Here is a 20,067-nt window from a genome sequence, read left to right on the forward strand (position 1 = left end):
GCCCATGAAGATTCTCTTGATCGGTGCCAATGGCACCATTGGTTCGGCGGTCGCGCGGGAGCTGGAACAACGTCACGAAGTGGTGCGCATCGGCCGTACCAGCGGTGATTTCCAGGTGGATATCAGCGACAGCCAGTCGATCCGCGCGCTGTTCGAAAAGACCGGGCGCTTCGATGCGCTGGTGTGCGCCGCCGGTAACGTGACCTTCGCGCCGCTGGGGGAAATGACTGCCGAGCACTTCAGCCTGGGCCTCGAGGACAAGCTGATGGGCCAGGTCAACCTGCTGCTGATCGGCCGCGAGTACGCCAACGACGGCGCCTCCTTCACCTTCACCACTGGCGTACTGAGCCATGACCCGATCCGCAGCGGCGCCTCGGCCGCCCTGGTCAACGGCGCCATCGACAGCTTCGTGAGGGCCGCTGCCATCGAGCTGCCCCGGGGCCTGCGGGTCAACTCCATCAGCCCCAACGTGCTGCTGGAAGCCATGGGCAGCTACGCGCCCTACTTCCGTGGCTTCAAGCCGGTGCCGGCGGCCGACGTGGCCCTGGCCTACGCCAAGAGCGTGGAAGGCCTGCAGACCGGCCAGACCTACCGCGTCGGCTAAGCCCGTTTGTGCAAAAGCCGGCTTGTGCGGGAGCTGGCTCGCCTGCGCAGGCGTCCTCCCGAACCACACAAGGCTCCTGGGCCTCTTCGCCGGCAAGCCGGCGCCTACAGTGGATGGCGCTACTGCGTTCAATCCGGGGTTGTGGTGGCCGGGCGGGCTGCGTAACGTGTCGGACTTCCGCCTGGAGGCCCAATGATGCGCACCGCCCGTTCCCTGCTTTGTTTCGCCCTGTTGCCGCTGTTTGCCGGCTGCCAGATGCTGCCGATGTTCAACCAACAGCCCCAGGCGCCGTCCATGGCCGGGTTGACCCGGATGCAGGGTGAACTCAGTGCCGCCGATGGCAAGCTGCTGTTCAAACCCTGCACCGAAGACCGCCGTTATGTGGTCAACGATGGCGGCAACACCAGTGTGCTGCAGGAAGCGGCAACCCTGGCCGAGAAGCAGGGCAAGCTGTTTGCCGACCTGCGGGGCAAGTTCTCCGCCAGTGCCAGCAGCGACGGCCAGCTGGACCTGCGCCAGCTGTACCGCGTCGAGCGCTCCGCCAGCGCCTGCAGCGATCCGAACTTCCAGCGCCTGATCCTGCGGGCCGGTAGCAAGAACCCGGCGTGGAACGTCGATGTCAGCGCCAAGGGCATGATGATCGAACGCGCCGGCCAGCCGACCCTGGCCCTGCCCTATCTGGAAGAACAGCTGGGGGATGGCCGCTTCAACCTCACCAGTGAAGCCAATCACCAGCGCGTGGAGCTGTGGGTGGCCCCGCAACGCTGCGTCGACCCCGTCACCGGCAGCGTTCAGCACCTGAGCGCAGAGCTGCGGGTGGACGGCCAGGTGCAGCGCGGCTGCGGCTATTTCGGCGGCTCGCGCAACGACTGATTCGACGAGCAGCGGTTTTAGCCTCACGGCCAAGGTGGTTTGCGGCTTATAATCGCCGGTTTGTGCAAAGCAAGCCGGCGCACTGTTGCGCACCGCCTACCCCGGATCCTGTCATGTTACGAATCACCGAACTCAAGTTGCCGATCGACCATCCCGATGAAGACCTGCGCGCCGCCATCGTGCAGCGCCTGGGGATCGCCAGCGATGAGCTGCTCGATTTCACCTTGTTCAAGCGCAGCTACGATGCGCGCAAGAAGTCTTCCGAGCTGTGCTTCATCTACACCATCGACCTCAGCGTGCGCGACGAAGCGCCGCTGCTGCTCAAGTTCGCCGACGACCGTAACGTCAACCCGGCGCCGGATGTCAGCTACAAGGTGGTGGGCCAGGCTCCGGCCGACCTCAGCCAGCGGCCGATCGTGGTGGGCTTCGGCCCCTGCGGGATCTTCGCCGGCCTCTTGCTGGCGCAGATGGGCTTCAAGCCGATCGTCCTCGAGCGTGGCAAGGAAGTGCGCCAGCGCACCAAGGACACCTGGGGCCTGTGGCGCAAGAGCGTGCTCAACCCCGAGTCCAACGTGCAATTTGGCGAAGGCGGCGCCGGGACCTTCTCCGACGGCAAGCTCTACAGCCAGATCAAGGACCCGCAACACCACGGCCGCAAGGTGCTCCACGAGTTCGTCAAGGCCGGTGCGCCGGACGAGATCCTCTACGTCAGCAAGCCGCACATCGGCACCTTCCGCCTCACCGGCGTGGTGGAAAACATGCGCCAGCAGATCATCGCCCTGGGCGGTGAAGTGCGCTTCGAGCAGCGGGTTACCGACGTGCTGATCGAAGACGGTCAACTGCAAGGTGTGGAACTGGCCAGCGGCGAACAACTGCATTCGCGGCACGTGATCCTGGCCCTGGGCCACAGCGCCCGCGACACCTTCCGCATGCTCCATAGCCGCGGCGTGTACATGGAAGCCAAGCCGTTCTCGGTGGGCTTTCGTATCGAGCACCCGCAATCGCTGATCGACAGCGCGCGCCTGGGCAAGTACGCCGGCCACCCGAAACTCGGCGCCGCCGACTACAAGCTGGTGCACCACGCCAAGAACGGCCGTTCGGTCTACAGCTTCTGCATGTGCCCGGGCGGTACCGTGGTGGCGGCGACCTCCGAGCCGAACCGGGTGGTGACCAATGGCATGAGCCAGTACTCGCGCAACGAGCGCAACGCCAACTCCGGCATCGTCGTGGGCATCACCCCGGAAGTGGATTACCCGGGCGGCCCGCTGGCTGGCATCGAGTTGCAGGAGCGCCTGGAGTCCCACGCCTTTGTCCTGGGTGGCAGTAACTACCAGGCCCCGGCGCAGCTGGTGGGCGACTTTATCGCCGGCAAGCCCACCACCGCCCTGGGCAGCGTCGAGCCGTCCTACAAGCCCGGCGTGACCCTGGGTGACCTGGCCCTGGCCTTGCCGGACTTTGCCATCGAGGCCATTCGTGAAGCCCTGCCGGCCTTCGAACGGCAGATCAAGGGCTACTCGCTACATGACGCGGTGCTGACCGGTATCGAGACCCGCACCTCATCGCCGCTGCGCATTACCCGCGACGCCTCGATGCAGAGCTTGAATGTGAAGGGGCTGTACCCGGCCGGTGAAGGCGCCGGTTATGCCGGTGGGATTCTCTCCGCCGGGGTCGACGGGATTCGCATTGCCGAAGCCGTGGCCCGCGACATTCTCGGCATCCAGGCCTGAGGGACGGGCCCTTTCGCCGGCAAGCCGGCTCCTACCGCCTACCGTAGGAGCTGGCTTGCCAGCGAAGGCGTCGTCCAGAACAACGCAAGGCTCAAGGGCCTCTTCGCCGGCAAGCCAGCGCCTACGACAAGTTCAGATACCGGCGCGCAATACGCTGGCAGGTAGCGCCTCACCACGCTCGACACTGGCGGCTACCGCCTCGATCAACACCGTCAGTTCATAACCCTGCTCTGCCAGCCACTGCTCATCGTAGTAGGTGGTTGCATAGCGCTCGCCCCCATCACACAGAATCGCCACGATCGACCCCGACTCGCCGGCCGCAACCATCTGCTGCGCGGCCATCAGCGCGCCGATCAGGTTGGTGCCGCTGGAGCCGCCAACCCGACGACCCAGGCGCTGGGCCAGATAATGCATGGCCGCCAGGGACAGGGCATCCGGCACCTTGACCATGGCATCGATCACCTTGGGCAGGAACGAAGCCTCGACCCGCGGCCGGCCGATGCCCTCGATCCGCGAACCGCAGTCCAGGCGCAGGCTGGCGTCGCCACTCTGGTAATAGTCGAAGAACACCGAGCGCTCGGCGTCGGCACACAGCACCCGAGTGCAGTGCTGGCGATAGCGCACGTAGCGCCCCAGGGTCGCGGTGGTACCACCCGTGCCCGGGCTGGAAATCAGCCAGCTGGGCTCCGGGTACCGCTCGAAACGCAACTGCTGGAATATCGACTCGGCGATGTTGTTGTTGGCCCGCCAGTCGGTGGCGCGCTCGGCATAGGTGAACTGGTCCATGAAATGGCCGCCGCTCTCCCGGGCCAGGCGCTCGGACTCGGCGTAGATCTGCGTCGGGTCCTGCACCAGGTGGCTCTTGCCACCATAGAAGGCGATCTGGGCAATTTTCTCCTGGGAAGTGGTCGCCGGCATCACGGCAATGAACGGCAGCCCCAGCAGCCGGGCGAAATAGGCTTCGGAGATCGCCGTGGAGCCACTGGAGGCCTCGATCACCGGCGCGCCGGGCTTGAGCCAGCCATTGCACAGGGCATAGAGGAACAGCGAGCGGGCCAGGCGATGCTTGAGGCTGCCGGTGGGATGGCTGGATTCATCCTTGAAATACAGCTCGATGCCCGGCAGGCCCGGTAACGGCAGCGGGATCAGGTGAGTGTCGGCGCTGCGCTGGAAGTCGGCTTCGATGATACGGATGGCCTCACGGGCCCACTGGCGATCGTCGCTCATGCTCTATTCTCGTTGGATCGCACGCCGTACCGGCGCAAGAAGATGAAATGCACCCAGCATAGGTGATCCAGGCTCGCGACGGGCAGGCGCCTTTTCCTGGAAAAAATGCCCCCTCAGCCGCTGCGGACGGACATGTTAGGAAATATCCTGCCCCCCTTACAGGTACAGCTATGAAGCAATTGGAAACACAACTGCAAGGGGGATTTTTCAGCAGCCCGCTTGCCTTCTGCATATAACAAAAAAGAATATAACTTTTGTTTTAACAACTAACTGTACGGGTTAGGGTGTGCCACCTTTTTAGTTTTTAGATGGAGAGCGACCTTGCCTCTGCGTAGCACTTTCACTCGTTTCTTTGCCATGGAAGCTGCCAGCGGTCTGTTATTGATCGCCGCTGCCATCCTGGCCCTGATTATCAACAACTCCCCCCTGTCCTGGCTGTACAACGGCCTGCTGGAAACCCCGGTGGTGGCCCAGGTTGGCGCCCTGAAGATCGCCAAGCCGCTGCTGCTGTGGATCAACGATGGCCTGATGGCACTGTTCTTCCTGCTGATAGGCCTGGAGGTCAAGCGCGAAGTGCTGGAGGGGCAGTTGGCCAAGCCGTCGCAGATCGTCCTGCCCGGCGCAGCGGCCATCGGCGGCATGCTGGTGCCGGCGCTGATCTACTGGTTCCTCAACCGTGACAACCCGCCCGCCCTCAATGGCTGGGCGATTCCCACCGCCACCGACATCGCCTTCGCCCTCGGGGTGCTGGCCTTGCTGGGCAAGCGGGTGCCGACCTCGCTGAAACTGTTCCTGATGACCCTGGCGATCATCGATGACCTGGGAGCGATCGTGATCATCGCGATCTTCTACTCCGGCACGCTGTCGACCCTGTCGCTGATGCTGGCTGGCGCCTGCATCGCCGCCCTGGTAGCGATGAACCGGATGGGCGTGGTCAAGCTCGGACCCTACATGATCATCGGCCTGATCCTCTGGGTCTGCGTGCTCAAGAGCGGGGTCCACGCGACCCTGGCCGGCGTGACCCTGGCCTTCTGCATACCCTTGCGCACCCGCAACGCCGAACCCTCGCCGCTCAAGGCGCTGGAACACGCCCTGCATCCCTGGGTATCGTTCGGCATCCTGCCGCTGTTCGCCTTCGCCAATGCCGGGCTGTCGCTGAGCGGCGTGACCCTCGAAAGCTTCACCCACCATGTTCCCATGGGGATCGCGGTCGGCCTGCTGCTAGGCAAGACCATCGGCGTCTTCGGCCTGACCTTGATGGCAGTGAAAACCGGTATCGCTGCCTTGCCGTCCGGGGCCAACTGGGGCCAGGTGCTCGGCGTGGCGATTCTGTGTGGTATCGGCTTCACCATGAGCCTGTTCGTCGGCTCCCTGGCCTTCGAGCCCGGCAGCAGCGAATACGCCGGCATGGACCGCATGGGCATCCTGACCGGTTCACTGTTTGCGGCCCTGATCGGTTACGCCGTCACCGCCGCTGCCAGCCGCAGGAACAACACCCTGGCGTCCTGATCCGCAGCGCTTGGCCAGGCTGAAAACACAAAACCCCGACCAGTTGCCTGGCCGGGGTTTTGTTGTGTAGCAGGGAGGGTCAGCGGGTAACGCGGCTGGTACCGTTGACCGTCATGATGCGCACGCGGTCGCCCACGCGGAACACTTCGTTTTCCTGAACCTGCTGCACATAGGCACGCATGCTGCCGTCGTCTTCACGCACGGTGATTTCAACGCCCTGGGTACGGGTCAGGCCTTCTTCAGTGGCCGAGCCCAGCAGGCCGCCGGCTACTGCACCGATAACTGCGGTGACGATGCTGCCACGGCCGCCGCCGATGGCGCTGCCGCCAACGCCGCCGATCACAGCACCTGCAGCGCCGCCGATCGGGGTCTTGGTGCCTTCGATTTTCACCGGACGCAGGGATTCGATGGTGCCCATGCGCACGGTTTGCACACGACGCGCTTCATCACGGGAATAGGAGTCACCGGTCAGGTTGGAGGCACAGCCACCGAGCAACATTGCCATCGTGGTGAAGGATGCAACCAGCAAAACAGACTTACGCATAGGATCAACTCCAAAGGACAGATAATCATTAGACTCCGCAGCTTGACGCCTGTCACGGCGTCGCCCGGATAAAATTGCTTTCATTCAGCCAAAGTACAGGCTGCGTAAACGCCAGGCTTTCTCATTACGGTAGCTCCAGCTCCCTGCATAGCGCCACCGAACAAAGGATTTTCCATGGACTACTTCATCATCATCGCAACCACCGCAGCTGGCTTGTATTTCCACTGGTGGCTGTATGTACGCATCAAGCGTTGGACCGATCGGGACCTGGCCCTCTCCCTGGCCGGAACCGATGCCCAGAAGAAGCAATTCATGCTGGAGCAACTGGCCGAGGCCCAGCGCCAGAAAGTAAAACGCCGGGACCTGCCGCAATGGCTGGAAACCGCTGCGGCCGGCTACCCCGGCGAGTGACCTGCAATCCGATCAAGGAGCCAGACGTTCGCGGACCCACTCCTGGCCTTGCAGGCGATAGTTCAAACGGTCATGCAGTCGGCTGGGGCGCCCCTGCCAGAACTCGATGCGCTCCGGCAGCAAGCGATAACCACCCCAGTGTTCCGGGCAATCGGGCTGGCTATCGCTGAAGCGAGCCTCAGTGGCCTTGAGCAACTCTTGCAGTTCGTCACGATCGGCGATCACCCGGCTCTGCGGTGAAGCCCAGGCTCCCAGCCGGCTGCCCAGGGGGCGCACCTGATAATAGGCATCGGACTCCTGTGGAGTGACCTTGACCACCCGCCCTTCAATCCGCACCTGACGCTCCAGGGTCGGCCAGAAGAACGTCATGGCGGCGAAGGGCCGTGCAGCCAGCTGCTGGCCCTTGGCGCTCTCGTAGTTGGTGAAGAAGGTGAAGCCCTGCTCATCCAGGCCCTTGAGCAACAGGATGCGGCAGTGGGGGCGACCATCGGTATCGACGGTCGCCACGGTCATGGCATTGGCTTCCACCGGCGGTTGCTCGGTTTTCACCGCATCGGCAAACCACTGGTGGAACAGCGCAAAAGGTTCAGCCGGGGCCTGCGCCTCGGACAAGCCGTCGCGAGTGTAGTCGCGGCGCATATCAGCCAGGGACTGAGTCATGCCTGCTTCCTTATCCTTGAAAATCAGTTTTTAGCCTGGGCGGTAGCCGTTGCGGTCTTCGAAGAGGCGGCGGCCTTCTTCACCGGAGCCTTCTTGGCTGCCGGCTTCTTGGCCACGGTAGCCTTCTTCGCAGGCGCCGCTTTCTTGGCAGAAGCCGCGGGTACTGGAGGCACGGCATCCTGTACGGCAACCATTTCAGTCTCGGAAGGCGTCGGCTGGTTGTACTTGCTCAGCAGGCCCAGCATGGTGCTGCGCTGGGTCAGCATGATTTCCACCCGACGGTTCAGCGAGCGACCCTGGGGGCTGTCGTTGGCGGCACGCGGCATCACCGAACCCATGCCACGCAGCATCAGGCGGTCCTGCTTCAGGCCGCTGAGACTGAAGATTGCCGCTACGGACTGGGCACGATCACGGCTCAGTTTCTGGTTGGCCAGGGTCGGGCCGGTGGCGTCGGCATGGCCGAGAATCAGTACGGCAGTCTTCGGATCACCTTCCACCGCCTTGGCGACGCGGGTGAACGGACCCAAGGTGACCGGCAGCAGCATGGCTGGACGATCCGGGTTGAACGAGGCATCTACCAGCGCAGTGACCACCAGCACGTTTTCACGACGCTCGATCTGCAGCTTGCTGTCCTTCACCGCTTCGCGCAGGCGTGGCTCGTAGTCGTCCAGCCAGGCCTGGGTGATTTTCGGGTCGGGCATCGGGATGTCCGCTACATTGACCTTGCTCAAAGGCTTGGGCTGGCTCTTGGGGAACGGCCACCACCAGTGGGTTTCGGAGTCGGCTGCCGCTGCCACTGCCGGCGCTGGGGCAGGCTCGGCCTTCTTCGCTTCGGCCACTGGCTTGTCGGAAGAATCCTTGGAGGAGAACGGCCACCACCACTTGCTGCTCTCGGCCTTGGCGGCAGGAGCGGCAGGGGCTGCGGCAACGACCGGCGCTGGAGCTGGAGCTGGAGCGGGCTCGGCAGCAGCGACAGGCGCCGGCTTGGCGCCAGCAGCGGCCTTGGCGGCAGGGGCCGGGTGCTTGCCAGCGGCTGTGTTCTTGGCAGCAGGGGCCGGTGCAGCGGCCTTGGCCACTACCGCAGGCTTGCTTGCAGAAGCGGCAGGTGCGACTTCAGTGGTGGCAACCGGCTTTTCAGGCGCAGCTGGGGTTTCCTTGCTGCTGGCCTTATCGGAGCCGAATGACCACCAGTGGCCGCCATCCGCTTCATTTTGTGGGGTTTGCGCGCAACCGGTGACGGTCAGGCAGATGGCCAAGGCTAGAGACTTGTTCGACGACATGGGATATCCACAAAATGAGATAAAAAATTCGGTCTAAACAACCGTTACAAACAGACGCTTGGAAATTATAAAAGCCACAGGGTTCCATCCTGCAGCTTTCCAAGCATGTTTAAGCAAAAAAGTTCTTAACAGCAACCCTTTTACAGACAATCCGACAAAACCCGCACCAGCTTCTGTGCCCGAGGGTCCATCAACACATAAGGCCCCAGGGTATTTGTCACAAAACCGAACGCCACATCGTGCTCCGGGTCAGCAAAACCGATGGAGCCCCCTGCCCCCGGATGCCCGAACGCCCGCGCGCCCAGGCCAAAGGTGGCATTGGCTACCTGGGGCTGGTCGAGCATGCAACCCAGGCCGAAGCGGGTCTGGGTCAGCAACGTCTTGTCCATGCCCAGGCTGTGTTCCCGAGTCAGCTCTTCGAGCATGTCGGCTTCCAGCAAACTGCCGTCCAGCAGGCCGCTGTAGAACCCGGCGAGGCTGCGGGCATTGCCGTGGCCGTTGGCCGCCGGCTGCTGCATGCGCCGCCACTCGGGTTTATTGGTGCTGGTCAGGATAGACGGTGGATTGGTAAACGCCCGAGTACTCATCGCATCGGGTTCGCGCATGGTGACTTGCAGCAGGCGCTGGGCCGCAGCATCGCCGATGTTGCCCTTGCCACGGGCGATATGCGCCACGCGGTAGAACTCCTCATCGGCCAGGCCGACATGGAAGTCCAGCCCCAAAGGCCTGGCGACCCGGGCCACGATGGACTCCCCCGGCCCGCGCCCATCGGCACGCCGGATCAACTCGCCCACCAGCCAGCCATAGGTGATGGCTGCGTAGCCGTGCCCCTCACCGGGCGTCCACCAGGGCTGCTCGGCGGCCAGGGCATCGACCATGGTCTGCCATTCGTACAGGGCTTGCGCGGGCAACAGCTCGCGCACTGCCGGCAGGCCGGCCTGATGGCAGAGCAACTGGCGCAAAGTAATGGCTGCCTTGCCCGCCGCGGCGAATTCCGGCCAGTAGTCGGCCACGGGCGCATCCAGCTTGAGCTTGCCCTCGGCCACCAACTGCAGCGCGGTGACTGCGGTAAAGGTCTTGGTGCAGGAGAACAGGTTGGCGATGGTGTCGCTGTGCCAGGCCTCGGCGCCGTCCTTGTCCGCGGTACCGGCCCACAGGTCGATGACGGTTTCCCCGCCGACCTGGATGCACAGCGCCGCGCCGCGCTCCTGGGAGTCCTCGAACAGGGCGGCGAACGCCTCGCGTACCGCTTCGAATTTAAGCTCGTAATGACCTTGAATCTGCACCCCTGACTCCCCCTGCAACAATGCTCGACAACGTGGCGCGCATTGTTCCAGCCCCGAAGGCATTTGGGAACAGCCGGCGAGCTGCCGGCTATCACCGGCAAACCCTCGTTTCAGAGGGCTGCCCGGGGTTTCCCGGAAAGCCGCTCAGGCCTTGTGAACGTCAATGACCGTTGCCGGCATGGCCTCCGGCGTGCCCGCCCGGGCCCTTGCCGGCGCGGCCTTTGTCAGCACCATCGCCCCGATGCTCACCAGCCACGGCCTGCTCCGCCTCGACCCGAGCCTGCTCCGCGGCCTTGCCCAACTGATCAATGGCCTGCAGGTTGCTCTTGCGCACGCTGTCGACAAAGCCCTGGAACGGCACATCGGTGATGCCCACCAGGCCGAAATGGCCGTTTTCACCGTCCAGCAAGCGCCCGGTCACCGGCTGGTCCAGGTACTGGAACCAGTGCACGCCGACAATCGACGGCTCGCTGACCGCCTGCTTGAGGAAGTTGGCATAGGCCGGGCCACGGTCCTCTTCCCGGGCCAGCTCGGTCACACCGCCCCAGAACGGACCGCGATCCCGGGAACCGAAGTTGAACTCGGTCACCAGTACCGGCTTGTCGAGGCTGCGCAGGTAGGCAAAGTCTTGACCGTCCTGGGGCTTGAGGGTGTACATGTTGAAGCTCAAGACATCGCAGTACTGGGCGCAGGAAGCCACGGCCTCAGGGTTGCTCACGGCAAACCGCCCGCCCAGCAGCAGGTGGTTGGGGGCGTGCCATTTCAGCGAGTCGGAGATGGTCTTGAAGTAGGTATCGGCGAAGACCTTCTGGAAATACTTGAAGTCGGCCTCGATCTCCGGGTGCTCCGGGCTCGGCAACGGCGGCACGAACCCCGGGTCTTCCATCAACTCCCAGGCCGGCAGGTCGATGCCCCAGGCTTTCGACAGCCCGGCCTGGTTGCGGTACTTGTCCCGCAGTTGCTTGAGAAACGCGCGCTTGGCCGGTACGTCGGTGGTCAGGCGCAGGGTGCCGTAGGCCAGGGCATAGCGGGATTTGGCATCGTCGCCGGGGCCGGCCCAGGCCAATTCGTTGTCGGCAAAGTAGCCGATCAGCCAGGGGTCGTCCCGATGGTCGCGGGCGGCAATGGCCACGGCACGTTCGGTGGCCATGGCAAAGCGCGGGTCGAAAGGATCCGGCATGCCGCCCCACCAGTCACTGCCGGTGCTGATGCTGGCGTAATCACCCACGATCGACAGCGGCAAGGTGTAAGGCACCCGGTCGGCCAGCCCCAGGGCCGGAGCGCTCCAGTTGCCGATGGTATTGAAGCCCCAGGCCTGCAAGCGGTCCAGGGTGTGGCCAACCCAGCGTTTCTGGTCGAAGGCCGGTGCCACGCAAGGAGTTGCCTGGGGCGCCGGCGAGGTGTCGGCCGGCGCCTGCTGCGCAGTGGCACTGTCCACGGTGCAGGGCTTGCCGTAGGTCCGTTGCAGGTTGGCCTGATAGAAGTCATACCAGCGCCCTGAACCATAGCCACGGCCCTGGTCGGCGCCATTGCCGCCACGGTTGTCGCCTTCACCGTAATACGCCGCCAGGGGTTCGTCGTCCTTGGGCAAGGCACCGAACATCCATTCCCGGCCCGCGACATAGGTCTGGTTGTTGTCGGGCGCCACAGTATTGACCCCCAGGGAATAGAACGGATGCCCCTGCGGGGTCACGAGGAACCAGCGGCCATCTCGTTTTTCCGTGCGAAAGAAACCGCTGGCCTTGAAGCTCGGCCCCTTGTTCCAGCCACCGTAGCTGTCCAGCGAAGCCTTCTCGCGCTCCTCCAGCCAGCCCTGGAGCTGTTGTTGCTCCTTGGCGTCGGCCGCCTTGAGCTGATCGTCACTGGTGATCTTTTCCGGCCAGCGGGCCCGGGTCGATTGACCGTAGGCATCCACCAGGGAACCGTAGACCGCCTTGATCACCCCCTCGCCGTCCTGCACGCCGAAACGCTCCAGCAGAATGCTCTGGGCCGCCTTGGGGTTGTCCATGGACAAGGTCACCGACACCACCTGGCTGCGGTCCAGTTGCCCTTCACTGCTGGCCAGCAGGATGCGCTGGCCGTCCAGGGTCATCGGCATCGGTGGCGCGGCCTTCATGCCCTGGCTCAGCGGACTGCTGGCCACCAGCGGCACCAGCAGGGTCTGCGCCGGGCCGGCCGGCAGGTCGACGCGGCTGACCAGGGTCTTGCCGTCATTGCTCTGGATGGTCACGTAGAGGGTCAGGGCCCAGTTCATCGCGCTCTGGATACGCAGGCTCATCATTCCCGACTGCGACCAGTCCCAGGCCCCGCTCTGGGGCGCCAGGCTCAGGCTCGGCCGGCTCGTGGGGTTGAAGATGATGCGCCGCAGCACTTCGCCTTCGGCCGTTTGCTCTGCGTTGGATTGCGGCAGGCTGGCATCCTGTGTCGCCACCTGCACCACAGCAGCAGGTCGGACAAAGTTGAACAGCGTCTGTTGTCCGGCAGGGGCCGCCCAGACGGGCGCGGCAAACAACAGGGCAAATACAGCGGGCAACGAACGGCGAATCATATGAACCTGGCTCTCCCTAAAGACCGATGAACGGCCGGTGCTGAAGCGGTGACATGAAATAGACAGCACGGCACGCAAATATGCGGGCCGTGCTTAAGATATTTCTCGGCGAAACGGCGGCAAGGCATTGAGGATAGCCTTGCCATAGCGCTGGGTGACCAGACGGCGGTCCAGCAGAGTGATGGTGCCGCGGTCCTGTTCGGTGCGCAGCAGGCGACCGCAGGCCTGGACCAGCTTGAGGGATGCATCCGGTACCGAGATTTCCATGAACGGGTTGCCACCACGGGCTTCGATCCACTCCGCCAGCGCCGCCTCCACCGGGTCATCCGGCACCGAGAACGGGATCTTGGCGATCACCACGTGTTCGCAGTAGGCCCCGGGCAAGTCCACCCCTTCGGCGAAACTCGCCAGGCCGAACAGCACGCTGGAATCGCCACCGTCGACCCGCGCCTTGTGCTTGTTCAGGGTTTCCTGCTTGGACAGGTTGCCCTGGATGAACACCTGCTTGCGCCAGTCCCGGTCCAGGCCGTCGAACACGTCCTGCATCTGCTTGCGCGAGGAGAACAGCACCAGGGTGCCCCGCGAGCCCTCCACCAGTTCCGGCAGGTCGCGGATGATCGCCGCGGTATGCGCCGGCGCGTCCCGCGGGTCGGCCCGCAGGTCGGGTACCCGCAGCACCCCGGCATCGGCATGGTGGAAAGGGCTCGGCACCACGGCGGTCACGGCCTTTTTCGGCAGGCCGGCACGCATGCGGAAACGGTCGAAAGTGCCCAGGGCAGTCAGGGTCGCCGACGTAACCAGGGCACCGTAGGCCACGTTCCACAGATTGCGCCGGAGCATTTCCGCAGCGAGGATCGGGCTGGCGTTGACCTCGATGTCGAACAGCGAGCCGCTTTCGGCCAGGGTCAGCCAACGGGCCATGGGCGGATTGTCTTCCGGGTCCTCGATGGTGAAGGCGGTCCACAGTTCCCAGTTGCCCGAGGCACGGGCCAGCAGGCTGCCGAACAGCGGGTACCACTCTTCGGCCTGGTTGCTGGCGATACCGATGTTGACCTCGCCATCCATGCCTTCCTTGAGCAACTCGGTCAGGCGGGTGAACAGGTCGGTGAGACGGGAAAAGCCCTTTTTCAGCTCCAGGCCCATCTCGCGCATATGCTCGGGGATCAGCCCGCCGACAAAACGGTGGCGTGGCCGCTCGCGGCCTTCCATGTCTTCGCCGGTGCGGAAATCGGCGATCTGCTCGCAGGCGGTGAACATGAACTGCTGCTGGGTCTTGATCTCCCGCGCCAGCTCCGGCACCTGCTCGATCAGGCGCCCCAGATCACCCGGCAACGGATGCTGGGCCAGCAGCTTGGTGAGGTTCTTGGCGGTCTGCTCCAGCCAGTCGGCAGTGGAGCGCAGGCGGGTGTAATGGGCGAAGTGGCCAATGGCCTTGTCCGGCAGGTGGTGACCTTCGTCGAACACATAGAGGGTGTCGCGCGGGTCCGGCAGCACGGCGCCGCCGCCCAGTGCCAGGTCGGCCAGGACCATGTCGTGGTTGGTGACAATCACATCGACCTTGCCCATGCCTTCACGAGCCTTGTAGAAGGCGCACTGGCCGAAGTTCGGGCAATGGCGGTTGGTGCACTGGCTGTGGTCGGTGGTCAGGCGCGCCCAGTCGGCGTCTTCCAGGGCCGTGGGCCAGCTGTCGCGGTCGCCGTCCCATTTATTGCCGGCGAGTTTTTCGATCATGCTGGTGAACAGCTTCTGGCTGGCTTCATCCACTTCGATCTTGAAGCCTTCTTCCTCGAACAGCTGGGCCGTGGCGGTCTGGGCGTGGCCTTCCTGGAGCAGCATGTCGAGCTTGGACAGGCACATGTAGCGACCGCGGCCCTTGGCCAGGGAGAAGCTGAAGTTCAGCCCGCTGTTGCGCATCAGGTCGGGCAGGTCCTTGTAGACGATCTGCTCCTGCAGGGCGACGGTGGCGGTAGCGATCACCAGGCGCTTGCCGGCGGCCTTGGCCGTGGGAATTGCCGCCAGGCTGTAGGCCACGGTCTTGCCGGTACCGGTGCCGGCTTCCACGGCGACCACCGCCGGGTCGCCACTGCGCCGGCCTTCGTCGTCGGTGTCGATATCACCCAGGACCTTGGCCACTTCGGCGATCATCAGGCGCTGGCCGTAACGCGGCTTGAGGCTCTTGGCTTCGAGAAAACGCGAGTAGGCGCCCTGGATCGTGGTTTTGAGTTCGTTGCTGATCATGGTTTTTCGGGCGCACAAAACGCTGGATAAATTTTCAGTGGTTCGAATCGGCCGCTATCATACCCCGCTAATTCATCCCGCGCAGAACGGAGTACCCGAATGACCCCTTTCGCCCTTGCCTACACCCTGCATGTCCTGGCCGCCCTGGTCTGGGTCGGCGGCATGTTCTTCGCCTGGATGGTCCTGCGCCCGGCGGCCATGGTGGCCCTGGAGGGGCCGGCGCGGCTGAAGTTGTGGGCGCAAGTGTTTCCGCGTTTTTTCGTCTGGGTGTGGATCGCCGTGGTGCTGTTGCCGATCAGCGGTATCGGCCTGCTGCATTTGCGCTTCAGCGGCTTTGAAACCGCGCCCAAGTATGTGCAGATCATGATGGGCCTGTACCTGGTAATGACCGCCCTGTTCATCCGCATCCAGTCCCTGCAGTTGCCGGAGCTGCGCAAGGCAGTAGCGGCCGAGGATTGGCCCGCTGGTGCCGCGGCGCTGGGCAAGATTCGCCGGTTGGTGGGCAGCAACCTGATCATCGGCCTGGTGCTGGTCGCCCTGGCGGCGGCCCGGCCGACCTTCTGAAAACAGGCCGCCCGCTACAGAAGCGGGCGGCCGGGCAAGGTTCAACGCAAACGTTACGTTACAGGCGCTGCACCGTCAGCGCGCCAGGCTCGCCGGCCGGGCCGGGCTGACCCTGGGCGCCGGGCCGTCCGCTCTTGCCACCGTCGGTGCGGTACACCAGGCAGCCCTTGGACTTGCCGCCCGCACCCGGCTTGCCACCGGCACCGGCCAGCCCGCCTGCGCCACCATCGACCCAGACCTTGATCTGCTCGCTGGGGAAGTCTCGCGGCAGTTCCACCCGGACCTGGGCGCCTGCCGCACCAGGACGGCCATCGCCGCCATTGTCACCGTCAGCCCCACGCCCCGCGCTGCCCCAGGTGCAGCCCGGTTCCTGGCCATTGGCGCCATCCAGACCGACATAACCCGGCGCACCGGCACCGCCCCGGGCGTCCACGGACAGAGTCTCGGCCTGCAACGACTCGATGCGCAGGTTCAGGTTGCGCCCCGGCTTGGCGGCCTTCAGGTAGGTACCCGGCGCGCCTCGGGAAGTGATCTGGCTACCCGCTTCCAGCTCCGCACGGCGGACAGTCAAGTGCAGGCTCTGTTCGGTAGGGACGATGGCGATCCGCGCCTCATGCCCCAGCCGCAGTTCGTCCACCTTGAGCTCGGTGACATTGGCCGGGATCAGCAAGGTGCCATAGTCCGCCACTTCCAGCCGCTCCAGTTGCAGAGTGCTGGCGGTATTGGGCAGACGCATCAGGGAGTTGGTTTCGACCTTGACCACCTGGGCCATGGCCAGGGGGCTGCAGAAAAGAGCCAGCAGGCAGAGCTTACGCATGGTCGGCCTCGACAACGACAGGAGCAGGAAGAGTCTGCAGGTGGAAGATCCCCACCAGCAGGATGTACAGCCGGTCACGCCAGGGATGTGGCCGATCCTTGAGGCTGCCGTTGAACAGCAGCAGTTCCAGCAAATGGGTCAGCAGCAACAGGCTGCCCGCCAGATTCACTAGAAGATGCAGCGGGTTGATCAACGGCCTGGCCAGGTTGATCAACACCACCAACCAGAAAACCAAGGTCAGAAACTTCCCCAGCCCCCATAAAACCTTCATACGCTCCCCTCGTGAATTATTCTTTGCGCGCACAGTAACGACTTATCCCGGGGGTAAGCCAGAGGGGAATGAAAATTCTTCACGAAGTGGCTGTTTAGCCACCGGATCGACGAGGATCGCCCGTTACAGACAGGCTGAGCCCATCGCCGAGAAGACACCGGGATCAAAGGCTCCTGCGCCATCAGCATGGTCCTGGCACAGGAGCAGAGGCGGCCACGTGCGGCTAGTCGCCGCACGGCCCTGGGGTTTCAGCGGTTGATCTGGATTTCCGTACGACGGTTCATCGCCCGGCCTTCGGCGGTCTTGTTATCCGCCACTGGCTTGCTTTCACCGGCGCCGGTTACCGAGACGAAGCTGCTGCGGGGAATGCCGTTGCTGATCAGGTACTCCACGACCGAGTGGGCGCGCTTGTCCGAGAGTTTCTGGTTGTAGGCATCGCTGCCGACGCTGTCGGTATGGCCGGTCACTCGCAGTTGGGCACTCGACGCCTCCTGTTTGAGTCGGGTGACGATGGTGTTGAGCTTAGTTTTGTCGGCATCGGTCAGCTTGGCCGAGTCGAAATGGAAGTGCACATCACGAATGACAATGGTTTCTTCCTTGACCACTACCACCTCTTCTACCACCGGTGGCGGTGGTGGGCAGCCGTTGGCATCGACCTGGACGCCTCTGGGAGTGTGGGGGCACTTGTCGCGGCTGTCCGGCACGCCATCGCCGTCCTCGTCGCCATCACCTTTTACCCAGCAGTACGCACCCGCCAGGCCGCCGACCAACAGTGCGCCGCCGCCCGCCCACGAGGAGCTTTCGGTGGCGCCCAGCGCCGCGCCCGTGACGCCACCTACCGCGGCGCAGATCGGCCAGTCGGTTTTCTGCAAACCTGCACAACCAGTCAACACACTGGTTAACAGAACCAGGGGTACTGCCGTCCGAATGATGCTCATCTGATTTCTCCTGAGGGATCGGCTCAAGGCCGATTCACGGAGTAAAGACCGCGCATTTCATCTGCGCCAGCACCCGGCTATCACCGGTTTCGCCCCGTAAACACGGGAGGTTCGCCGATTTAGTGGTGAACCGCTCTAGGCCCGCAGATGCCGGCACGCTAGTCTTTAGCGTTCTGACCAAGGAGCTAAGATGAGCGCCGGCATTTCCGACCGTACCCCGCAGCAGGCCCTGGCGGCTTTGCTGGATCGCTACGCACCACAACAGCTGCTGCTGATCGGTGCCAGCGACTTCCCCGCCCTGGCTGCCTTCAAGGAGGCCCACCCCACGACCCAAGTGGCCCAGGCGGCACCCGGCCCTCTGCCTGTGGAACTGGCAGCGCGGCGCTTCGACCTGGCCCTGGCCGTGGATTGCCTGGAGCACTTGCCCAAGCGCGACGGCCTGAACCTGCTGGGAGGAATCCGCAACCTCAATGCCAGCCGGATCGCCGTACTGGCCGATCTGCAGGCCTGCGGCTGGCAGGAAACCGACTTCTATTCCCTGGCGTTGCAGGCCAGCGAACGCTTTCAGCGCGATGAACAGGTCCTGACCCTGTTCACCTACGATCTGCTTGAATACAAGCAAGTGCCCGATTGGCTCAATTCACGCTTCTGGGCAAACCCGGAAAACTTTGGAAAGTATTGGTGGTAACACAATGAGTGCCTCGATTTGTCCCTGCGGCAGCGGCAACCTGCTGGATGCCTGCTGCGGCCACTACCATGCCGGTCATCCGGCGCCCTGCGCGGAAGCCCTGATGCGTTCGCGCTACAGCGCCTATGTGCTGGGGCAGGTGGATTACCTGCTGGCCACCACCCTGCCGGCGCAACAGGCGGGCCTGGATCGCCAGTCCATCAGCGACTGGAGCGCCCAAAGCACCTGGCTGGGGTTGCAGGTCGAAAGCTCGGAAGTCTTCGGCGGCCAGCCCGAGCATGCCTTTGTCACCTTTACTGCCCGCTGGCACGACAGCCAGGGCGAGCATAGCCACCGCGAACGCTCATCCTTCGTGCAGAACCAGGGGCGCTGGTATTTCATCGACCCCACGGTTCCCCTCAAATCCGGCCGCAACGACGCCTGCCCCTGTGGCAGCGGGCACAAGTTCAAGAAGTGCTGCGCCAGCTATTTCAGCCGCTGAGCCGCGACCGGCCGCTACCAACCCGGGCCCAGGATGGGCACCGGCATCCAGAGGGAGTCTTGCAATGATCGGTGAGCTGCGTGCGTTACGAACCTTGTGCCTGCTCGGCGCGCTGAGCCTGACGGGTTGTGCCTCCTGGTTCAGCGATGAGTCCGTCGACCCGACGGTGCATCTGGTCAAGGTCGAGGTGGTCAAGGCCAACCTGCTGGAACAACGCTTCACCCTGCACCTGCGGGTGGATAACCCCAACGACAGCGACCTGACCGTGCGTCGCCTGACCTACAAGGTCTACCTGGAGCGCTTCCTGCTCAGCGAAGGCGAGCACGAACACTGGTTCACCGTCACGCCCCACAGCAGCCGCTTCTTCAAGGTGCCGGTGCGGACCAACCTGTGGCCGCAGATCCGCGATGTGGTGAAATTGCTGCGCAAGCCCGAGCGACCTATCCCCTACCGCCTCGAAGGGGAACTGGAAATCGGATTATTCATCGGCCAGGACGTGCACCTGAAGCGCAATGGCGTGATAATTCCCGGCGATTTTATCCCGGAGTAACCCGCAATGACCCAGCAACCTCATGTCCATGGCCCTGACTGCAACCACGATCATGACCATCACGATCACGACCATGGCCATGTTCACGGCCCGCACTGCAACCACGCTCACCAGGAGCCGGTACGCAACGCACTGAAAGACGTTGGCCGCAACGACCCTTGCCCATGCGGCAGCAGCAAGAAATTCAAGAAGTGCCACGGCGCCTGACTTGAGCGCGGGCGGGGCCTGCCTTAGCACTTGCGCCTTCAGCTGCCCCCGGCCTCCTGGGCCAGCAACTGCGCCAGGTCCAGGAAGGTGGCGTACTCGCCATCCAGATTGGCCAGCGACATGGCATGCACCTCTTCGGCACTACGGGCCCGACCGTTGAAGTCGGGCTTGTCGAAGGTGTAGCAGGCGTCGGCCACCACCCACACGGCAAAGCCCAGGTTGCCAGCCGTACGCGCCGTCGACTCCACAGAGTTGTTGGTGGCAACACCGACAATCACCAACCCGGCAATCCCCTCGCGCCGCAAATCCGCTTCCAGCGAATTGGCGCAAAACGCATCCGGCACCTGCTTCTGAACCCGCCATTCCCCGTCCCGGGGCTCAAAGCACGTTTGAAACTCCACCCCCGACTGCCCGGGCCAGAACACCGAATCCGGCGAACGCGACAGGTGTTGCACATGGATCACCGGCCAGCCGCGGGCGCGCCAGTGGGCCAGCAGTTCGAGCATCCGCACCTGCGCCTCGGGGTTGTTGCGCGGGCCAAGCCGAGGCTGGAGGATGCCTTGCTGCTGGTCGATGAGCATCAGTGCGGTGCCGGCCGGAAGGGGCATGTTTTTCTCTGTGGAGGTCATTGAATTTGCCGCACT

At 63.9% G+C, this 20,067-nt stretch carries 21 protein-coding genes; 10 read left to right on the top strand and 11 right to left on the bottom strand.

The features are described 5' to 3' along the window. The first annotated feature begins 4 nt into the window (after window positions 1–4). From ACUXVH_RS17530 to ACUXVH_RS17540, 3 genes are all read left to right on the top strand, one after another. Window positions 5–604 (top strand): short chain dehydrogenase, encoded by a 600-nt coding sequence (locus ACUXVH_RS17530; RefSeq protein WP_011059632.1) that lies wholly within the window; start codon window positions 5–7, stop codon window positions 602–604. Window positions 605–799: 195 nt separating this feature from the next. Continuing rightward, entirely contained in the window at window positions 800–1,477 is a 678-nt protein-coding gene (locus ACUXVH_RS17535) for a COG3650 family protein (protein WP_041120567.1), read from the top strand. Window positions 1,478–1,590: 113 nt separating this feature from the next. Further along, entirely contained in the window at window positions 1,591–3,204 is a 1,614-nt protein-coding gene (locus ACUXVH_RS17540; protein ID WP_011059630.1) for an NAD(P)/FAD-dependent oxidoreductase, read from the top strand. Window positions 3,205–3,336: 132 nt separating this feature from the next. Here ACUXVH_RS17540 and ACUXVH_RS17545 read toward each other — a convergent pair whose 3' ends face one another. Beyond that, complete coding sequence (locus tag ACUXVH_RS17545) at window positions 3,337–4,431, bottom strand: PLP-dependent cysteine synthase family protein (RefSeq protein WP_445495520.1); 1,095 nt, start codon at window positions 4,429–4,431, stop codon at window positions 3,337–3,339. A gap of 321 nt (window positions 4,432–4,752) precedes the next feature. Here ACUXVH_RS17545 and nhaA point away from each other — a divergent pair, with 321 nt between their 5' ends. After that, entirely contained in the window at window positions 4,753–5,940 is a 1,188-nt protein-coding gene (nhaA, locus tag ACUXVH_RS17550; protein ID WP_445495522.1) for a Na+/H+ antiporter NhaA, read from the top strand. A gap of 79 nt (window positions 5,941–6,019) precedes the next feature. Here nhaA and ACUXVH_RS17555 read toward each other — a convergent pair whose 3' ends face one another. Then, a complete protein-coding gene (locus tag ACUXVH_RS17555) occupies window positions 6,020–6,484 on the bottom strand; it encodes an outer membrane lipoprotein (RefSeq protein ID WP_011059627.1) in 465 nt (154 codons plus the stop codon). A gap of 174 nt (window positions 6,485–6,658) precedes the next feature. Here ACUXVH_RS17555 and ACUXVH_RS17560 point away from each other — a divergent pair, with 174 nt between their 5' ends. Then, window positions 6,659–6,895: a hypothetical protein gene (locus ACUXVH_RS17560; RefSeq protein WP_011059626.1), complete on the top strand. Its 237-nt coding sequence runs from the start codon at window positions 6,659–6,661 to the stop codon at window positions 6,893–6,895. A 12-nt stretch (window positions 6,896–6,907) separates the two neighbouring features. On the opposite strand, the gene pdxH is transcribed toward ACUXVH_RS17560, so the two are convergent. The 5 genes from pdxH to dinG all read right to left on the bottom strand — a co-directional run bounded on the left by pdxH (window position 6,908) and on the right by dinG (window position 14,907). Beyond that, window positions 6,908–7,555: a pyridoxamine 5'-phosphate oxidase gene (gene pdxH, locus ACUXVH_RS17565; protein WP_011059625.1), complete on the bottom strand. Its 648-nt coding sequence runs from the start codon at window positions 7,553–7,555 to the stop codon at window positions 6,908–6,910. Window positions 7,556–7,578: 23 nt separating this feature from the next. Beyond that, the gene (locus tag ACUXVH_RS17570) at window positions 7,579–8,835 is read right to left on the bottom strand and encodes an OmpA family protein (protein WP_445495525.1); all 1,257 of its coding nucleotides are present in this window, start codon (window positions 8,833–8,835) and stop codon (window positions 7,579–7,581) included. A gap of 140 nt (window positions 8,836–8,975) precedes the next feature. Further along, a complete protein-coding gene (locus ACUXVH_RS17575; RefSeq protein ID WP_019094465.1) occupies window positions 8,976–10,121 on the bottom strand; it encodes an EstA family serine hydrolase in 1,146 nt (381 codons plus the stop codon). A 160-nt stretch (window positions 10,122–10,281) separates the two neighbouring features. After that, window positions 10,282–12,669: a beta-galactosidase gene (locus ACUXVH_RS17580; protein WP_445495527.1), complete on the bottom strand. Its 2,388-nt coding sequence runs from the start codon at window positions 12,667–12,669 to the stop codon at window positions 10,282–10,284. 93 nt (window positions 12,670–12,762) lie between these two features. Next, window positions 12,763–14,907 carry an ATP-dependent DNA helicase DinG gene (gene dinG, locus ACUXVH_RS17585; RefSeq protein WP_015634399.1) on the bottom strand — a complete coding sequence of 715 codons (2,145 nt, stop codon included), beginning with the start codon at window positions 14,905–14,907 and terminating at the stop codon, window positions 12,763–12,765. A 99-nt stretch (window positions 14,908–15,006) separates the two neighbouring features. Here dinG and ACUXVH_RS17590 point away from each other — a divergent pair, with 99 nt between their 5' ends. Next, window positions 15,007–15,471 carry a CopD family protein gene (locus ACUXVH_RS17590; protein ID WP_011059620.1) on the top strand — a complete coding sequence of 155 codons (465 nt, stop codon included), beginning with the start codon at window positions 15,007–15,009 and terminating at the stop codon, window positions 15,469–15,471. A gap of 58 nt (window positions 15,472–15,529) precedes the next feature. Here ACUXVH_RS17590 and ACUXVH_RS17595 read toward each other — a convergent pair whose 3' ends face one another. From ACUXVH_RS17595 to ACUXVH_RS17605, 3 genes are all read right to left on the bottom strand, one after another. After that, window positions 15,530–16,288: a hypothetical protein gene (locus ACUXVH_RS17595; RefSeq protein ID WP_026020132.1), complete on the bottom strand. Its 759-nt coding sequence runs from the start codon at window positions 16,286–16,288 to the stop codon at window positions 15,530–15,532. Further along, the gene (locus ACUXVH_RS17600) at window positions 16,281–16,559 is read right to left on the bottom strand and encodes a DUF1145 domain-containing protein (protein ID WP_011059618.1); all 279 of its coding nucleotides are present in this window, start codon (window positions 16,557–16,559) and stop codon (window positions 16,281–16,283) included. Before ACUXVH_RS17600 ends, ACUXVH_RS17595 begins: the two co-directional genes overlap by 8 nt. A 248-nt stretch (window positions 16,560–16,807) precedes the next feature. Continuing rightward, window positions 16,808–17,497 (bottom strand): OmpA family protein, encoded by a 690-nt coding sequence (locus ACUXVH_RS17605; protein ID WP_065364463.1) that lies wholly within the window; start codon window positions 17,495–17,497, stop codon window positions 16,808–16,810. A gap of 190 nt (window positions 17,498–17,687) precedes the next feature. Here ACUXVH_RS17605 and ACUXVH_RS17610 point away from each other — a divergent pair, with 190 nt between their 5' ends. The 4 genes from ACUXVH_RS17610 (at window position 17,688) to ACUXVH_RS17625 (ending at window position 19,423) form a co-directional block, all read left to right on the top strand. After that, entirely contained in the window at window positions 17,688–18,185 is a 498-nt protein-coding gene (locus ACUXVH_RS17610; RefSeq protein WP_065364464.1) for a DUF6231 family protein, read from the top strand. A 4-nt stretch (window positions 18,186–18,189) separates the two neighbouring features. Beyond that, the gene (locus ACUXVH_RS17615; RefSeq protein ID WP_011059615.1) at window positions 18,190–18,666 is read left to right on the top strand and encodes a YchJ family protein; all 477 of its coding nucleotides are present in this window, start codon (window positions 18,190–18,192) and stop codon (window positions 18,664–18,666) included. Between the two features lie 64 nt (window positions 18,667–18,730). Next, entirely contained in the window at window positions 18,731–19,216 is a 486-nt protein-coding gene (locus ACUXVH_RS17620; RefSeq protein ID WP_011059614.1) for an LEA type 2 family protein, read from the top strand. Between the two features lie 6 nt (window positions 19,217–19,222). After that, window positions 19,223–19,423, top strand: a complete 201-nt coding sequence (locus tag ACUXVH_RS17625; RefSeq protein ID WP_007923047.1) for an SEC-C metal-binding domain-containing protein — start codon at window positions 19,223–19,225, stop codon at window positions 19,421–19,423. A 38-nt stretch (window positions 19,424–19,461) separates the two neighbouring features. On the opposite strand, the gene ACUXVH_RS17630 is transcribed toward ACUXVH_RS17625, so the two are convergent. Then, window positions 19,462–20,031, bottom strand: coding sequence for a cysteine hydrolase family protein (locus tag ACUXVH_RS17630; RefSeq protein ID WP_445495532.1), 570 nt, complete (start codon window positions 20,029–20,031; stop codon window positions 19,462–19,464). Window positions 20,032–20,067 lie beyond the last annotated feature (36 nt).

It is taken from the genome of Pseudomonas sp. 8(2025) (assembly GCF_052665325.1).